Annotated in this window: 4 protein-coding genes and 1 pseudogene; all 5 read right to left on the reverse strand. The window is 68.1% G+C overall.

Annotated features, from left to right (window positions below):
• A partial coding sequence (locus AC08OP_RS20225) for a hypothetical protein (protein ID WP_476615623.1) occupies window positions 1-248 on the reverse strand: 248 nt, incomplete at its 3' end.
• 46 nt (window positions 249-294) lie between these two features.
• Window positions 295-672: pseudogene (locus AC08OP_RS20230) on the reverse strand (transposase); the annotation flags it as partial.
• Between the two features lie 857 nt (window positions 673-1529).
• Entirely contained in the window at window positions 1530-2966 is a 1437-nt protein-coding gene (gene tnpC / locus AC08OP_RS20235) for an IS66 family transposase (RefSeq protein WP_476615621.1), read from the reverse strand.
• Between the two features lie 412 nt (window positions 2967-3378).
• Entirely contained in the window at window positions 3379-3756 is a 378-nt protein-coding gene (locus AC08OP_RS20240; RefSeq protein WP_476615622.1) for a dienelactone hydrolase family protein, read from the reverse strand.
• Between the two features lie 502 nt (window positions 3757-4258).
• On the reverse strand, window positions 4259-4930 hold the full coding sequence (locus AC08OP_RS20245) for a GPR1/FUN34/YaaH family transporter (RefSeq protein ID WP_476594347.1): 672 nt from the start codon (window positions 4928-4930) through the stop codon (window positions 4259-4261).
• Window positions 4931-5238: the final 308 nt, after the last annotated feature.

Below are 5238 nucleotides of genomic sequence, written 5' to 3' on the forward strand. Positions count from 1 at the left end.
GGGGTGAACAGGGCCGCGTCCTTGCGGAGCCTGGTCGTCCAGGTCACGGTCGTGGGCAGGGTTTTCAGTTCGTCGCCGGCGTAGGCGGCGTCCGCGACGACGTGGATCGTCCGGCCGGGGAAGGCGGCGGCGAGCTGTTCGACGGCGCGGGCGGCGAGCCACAGCCGGGAGGCCGAGGTGGTGTCCTTGCGGACGAGGCGGGCGAGCACGGGCAGGCAGACAGGCCGGCCCAGCAGCGGGGCGGGCACGACGAGGCCGACGACACCCCCAGTTGTTGCCGAATCCGACCTGGTGGGGGCCTTTCGCGGAGCCGTCGTGGAACCAGCCCGCGGACCACACCTTCCTGCCGGTCCGGTGGAACAGGGTGTCGTCGAGGGCGACGGTCAGCGGCCCGGTCAGGGCGAGCTTCTCGACGACGATCCGGGCCAGGACCAGGCCGACCTGGTCGGGCGACCAGCGGGCGGCGGCGAAGAACCGGTGCGCCCGGTCGTGGGGCCACACCGTCGACAGGCCGGCACCGACGAGCATCCCGCACACGGTCCGCCGCCCGGTCGCGGCGAGCATCCCGACGACCAGGGCTCGGAACACCCGGAACGTCGGCGCGGTGAAACACGGCCGGAAACCGTCCAGCAACAGTGCGAGAGAAACCGGTATCGTGACATCCGGGAGCATCGGCGTCCACTCTTTCGAGTTGGTCAAGGAAGCGCCGATGCTCCCCTCACCAGCCCTCCGAGCTGGGTTTTCACTCCCTCGCCGCGCCGGTCGATCCCACCGGCGGACACGTCACAAACAGCGACCCAGGGCCTATCGGGTAGACAGGTTACCGATTACCGACCACGACTTTCGATCATGGAAAACTGCGAAAGTCGAGAGCGCCATGATACCGATAATGGTAGCTTGGTGCTCGTCAGACTGAGGCGTGTTGCCACCATCGACAGCGGCGAGGGCGGCCGGTATCCGGTCCTCGATGCCTTTCCATTGTTCCTCGGCCGAGGCTGTGGCATAGGTCAGAAAGTCCGTGACTGCGCCGGCTCCCCGCGCCCCGATGAGCTTCTGCTTCCTATCCGGCCGCTCCACACTGAGGTATTCCAGTGCGCCCAGCAGACTGGAGGTGACGCCGTGTAGACGGCTGATCTACCTGTCGTAAGCTCGTCGTCGCTTGCCGGTGGAAGTCCGGTCCGGGTAGCTGCCAGGAGGCCCGGTAGCAGGCTGGCGGCTTCGTCTGGAAACGGGCGGGGTCGAAGCCCAGCGTCAAAGGCCCTGCGAGGGGGAGCGACAGTGCGGTCCGTAGCATCACGCGAAGCCTGCGGCGTCGTTACTCAGCCCGTTCTTTGAACGGGACAAGGGAGTGCCGAGCCCTTCTGGATCAGGGCGAAGGCCATGGAAGCGGCGAAGATCCTGGAATTGCGTAGCTGTTCAGCTCGGGTGGTAGGAGGTGCGTTTGACGCTTATCTGCGTCAGGGCAGGGTGGAGAGCCCCGTGCGCGACGCGCACGGGGTTCGTGGTGGCGGTATGGCAGGCTGGCCGCGTCAGCCGGGTTCGGCGGCGGGCGGTAGCCAGGGACCAGTTGTGAAGAGGCGTTCGAGGACGTCGAGGGTGTTCAGTCCCCACTTGGTGGCGGTCGACAGGTAGGACTGCACGACGGCGAAGTCGACGAGGCCGGCCAGGGTCCGCCAGCACCCGCCGGAGGTTCGTTGCTGAACCTTGACCGGCCTGACGTCGCGCTCCGCCTGATTGTTGGAAAACGGCACGGTCAGGTCGACGACGAACCGGAGGATCATGTCCTGCTCGCGGCGCATCCGGCGGATCAGCGTGCGGGCGTCGTGGGCGAGGGAGGACAGGTCGCCGTGGTTGTCGGCCTCACCGCGGGCGAGCGCGCCGCGGTAGTGGTTGCGGATGAGGGCGACGGCCTCGGGCGCGAGCGCGCTGTGCCCGGCGGCGCGGGCGTCGCACGCGGCGTGGTGGGCGTCGAGCAGCGTCGTCGCCATCGCCTCGGCCCACAGCTGCCCGTCGGGGTCGCCGTCGTGGATGGACCGCAGGTCACGCAACGTGTGAGCACCGCACCACGCGTGCAGCGCCTGGGTCAGGTGGGTGTAGCCGGCGTAGCCGTCCCGGACCAGCACGCCGGTGAACGTCGGCCAGATCCCGCCGGCGTCGATCGCCTCGGCGGTCCGGTCACCGGTGTGCGGCACGGTCAGGTAGTCGGTGGCGGCGACGTGGACGTAGCGCAGCGCGCCGTCGGCGCGGGCGGTCGTCTCGTCGGCGTGCGCGACCGGCGCGGCGGCGATCAGCGCGCGCACGTGCGGGAGGAAGGCGTCCTCCAGCAGACGGGCGGCGCGGGCGCGCACGCCGCCGGTCCAGCCCGCCGAGACCGTCGCACCGACCATCACCGACAGGATCGCCGCGGCCCGGCGGACCGGGAGATAGTGGCCGCACAGCAACCACGCCGCCCGCGCGAGCATCCGCGGGCCGAAGACCAGCCGACCCGCCAGCCCGACCGGCGCCGCCCCCTCGGTCGGCGCCGCGCAGCACGGGCAGCGCCGCGTCACGACCCGGTACTCGACGACATACGGGCGCGGCACAGGCGGCGGCGGTTCGACGATCTGGTGGCGCCGCGTCGTGGCCCGCGGCGCCCCGGCCAGCGGGAATCCGCAGTCCCCGCATAACGACGGGTCGATCGTGTGGATCTCGTCCGGGTCATCGACCATCGCGCGGGTCGTCCCCGCCGCGCCGGGCTGCTTGCCCTTCGGCCGGCCCGTCGAGGCCCGCGACGACCGGGGCCTGGCTTTCTTCTTCGCGTACGGGCTGTCCGACGGCGACGGCCGCGATGAGTTCGAGCTGTCCTGGCCGAGCCGACGGTCCAGCTCGGCGACCCTGTCGGACAACTGCTCGACCTGCCCGACCAGCCGCTCGATCAGCCGTGCCTGCCCGGCGATCGTGGCGTCCCGGTCCGCGAGCAGACGCACGAGTTCCTCGTACGTTGGACGGCCCGTTGACTCCACACCCGGGACGCTATCCGATCATCACCCACCAGCCCCCGAACGCCACACGATCACCTAGCAAGATCCACAAGACGGCCGCGCAACCGACGTGAACAGCTACTTCCGAGCCATCAACTCAATCCCTTCGCGTCCCGCGGATGCATCAATTGTGCATCATCGTTGCCGTAGTCCCGCTGCGGCCGGTGCGCCACGGTAGGTAGGGGCACTTCGGGTCACCTTGGGCCACACACGACGGGGTGCCCTACCTAGACGTCCCTGGGTGTGCTGCCGCCGACGATGCCGGTGCTCCACGGGTCGTGGAGATCCTTACGCCGTGGCAGGGCCGGAGCGGTCCGCGAGAGCTGCGGGCAGCGATGGGGGCGTAGCTCCCAAGCGATCAGTCTTTAGTGAGCCACGCGGCAGTGGGCCACTCGGCCACCGTTTTGATCACGAACGCCTGCCATTCCTGGCTCTGGGGATCGGCGTAGGCGGGATCGTCGTGCACCGCGAATCCGTGCTGCGCCCGCTCGATCTCCACTAGCCTGGGCTCCACCCGGAAGCGGCCGACAGCCGCCCGCGAGGCATCCACAGAGATGAAGGTGTCCTTCGTGCCGTGGACGATCAGGGTGGGTGCGGTCGATCTCTGGCGAGAGGGCAACGGCTCGGCGTCCCCGACTGCAACCTTGGTCCTCGCCAACAGCGGCAGGCTGCACCAGACCACCTTGCCGCCGGTCGAAGGTCGGTAGTAGGCCCATCGGGTGCTCAGGGCCGACACCAGCAACAGGCCGCGTCCGCCCTCGGCGTCGAGAGCCGGGTCTTGCCGGATGGGTGCGGCTGCGCTGGAATCCCAGACCTCGATGATCAGATCAGTATCGGTGCGCGTCAGGCGGGTAGCGATGATGTCCGCCCCTCCATCCCGCTGGGTGGTGACGTCCCGAGCCGAGGACCCGGCTTATGTACTTGTAGTGTTGACCTTGCCTGGGTTCTCGCGGAAGAACGACTCCGCCATGTCGGTTCCCACACGATGGCGCCCGCAGCTGCGAGAAGCCGAGCAGACTCGGCGTCGATGCCGCGGGCGCCACCAGCGGCCAGCGCCACCTGGCCGTCTAGGCGAAATTGATCCTTGTCTCTTATTCCTTGCTCTCTTTGGCGTTAAGGTGTTAAAGCGTTATGGTTATTGGCTCGGGGATGGAATCATCGGTATCTGACGGTAGATGTAAGAAATTTTCATCAATACGCGCCAGCTCGGCCATCTATGGCAATCGTAGCGCGGCATGCTATCCGGAGATGATCGGCTTGCCGAGCGGCAGGCCCTTCCCGCCGGTCTCGGTGGACATGATATCGAGGTACAGGTAGACCGCGACCGCGATGAAGGCGAACACGACGTAGCCGCCGGCGTGCGTGAGGGCGGTGTTGGCGTAGATGGTGCCGAGCAGTAGCAACACCAGCGCGACGTCGACGAGCCCGAGCAGCAGGGTGTAGCTGCTGGGCAACCGCAGGGTGGCCACGGTGAACAGGACGATGGTGACCAGCCAGCTGATCAGCCACAGCTCGGTGCTCCTGGTGACCTGATCGGCGGGGATGTTGTACCAGTTGTGGCCGAGACCGAGGACGAACGCGGCGTAGCTGCCGTAGAACCCGAAGAACACCCCGAACAGGCTGGCCGCGGCGTTCTGCCCGAGCGCCGCCGCCCAGATCGCGGAGATCAGGAGACCGACGGTGGTGGCAGTCATGATGACGGGTATGGCGGCGCCGCCCGCGGCGGGCGGAAGCCACCCGGTGTCGACCAGCCCGAGGCCGACGGCCCCGGCGATGAAGGTGGGGATACCGATCACGCCCGGGTTGCCGCGCAGCGGGCTGAGAGGCGGCGGAGCGGGTAATGTCTCGGTCTCGTTCGGTAACGGCTGTGAGTGGGTGGCGACGGTGGCGCTGTCGGTGCTGGTGGTCATCGGGATCATCCTCCTGAAGGGGCCGTTTCCGAGGCGGCCCGCCGTATGTGCTGCGGGTGCGGGCGGTATGAGGAGGGCCGGACGTGCCGTGGGGACTACGCCGTCCCCGTCCTACGCCGGTGAGGCAGTGCTCGGCCCTCCCGGTTTTGCTGGCGTTACTTGCCGTCGTGTCACGCTGCGGGCTACGCGAAACGAACGAGGAGTTTGATAATGCCTTCCTCCTTGGTTTTCTTCAACCTGAAGGCGCATTCGACTTCGTCGAACCCGAACTCGTGGGTCGTCATCGCCAGCGCGATGTCCATGAACGT

It is taken from the genome of Frankia sp. CeRuru1 (assembly GCF_977966315.1).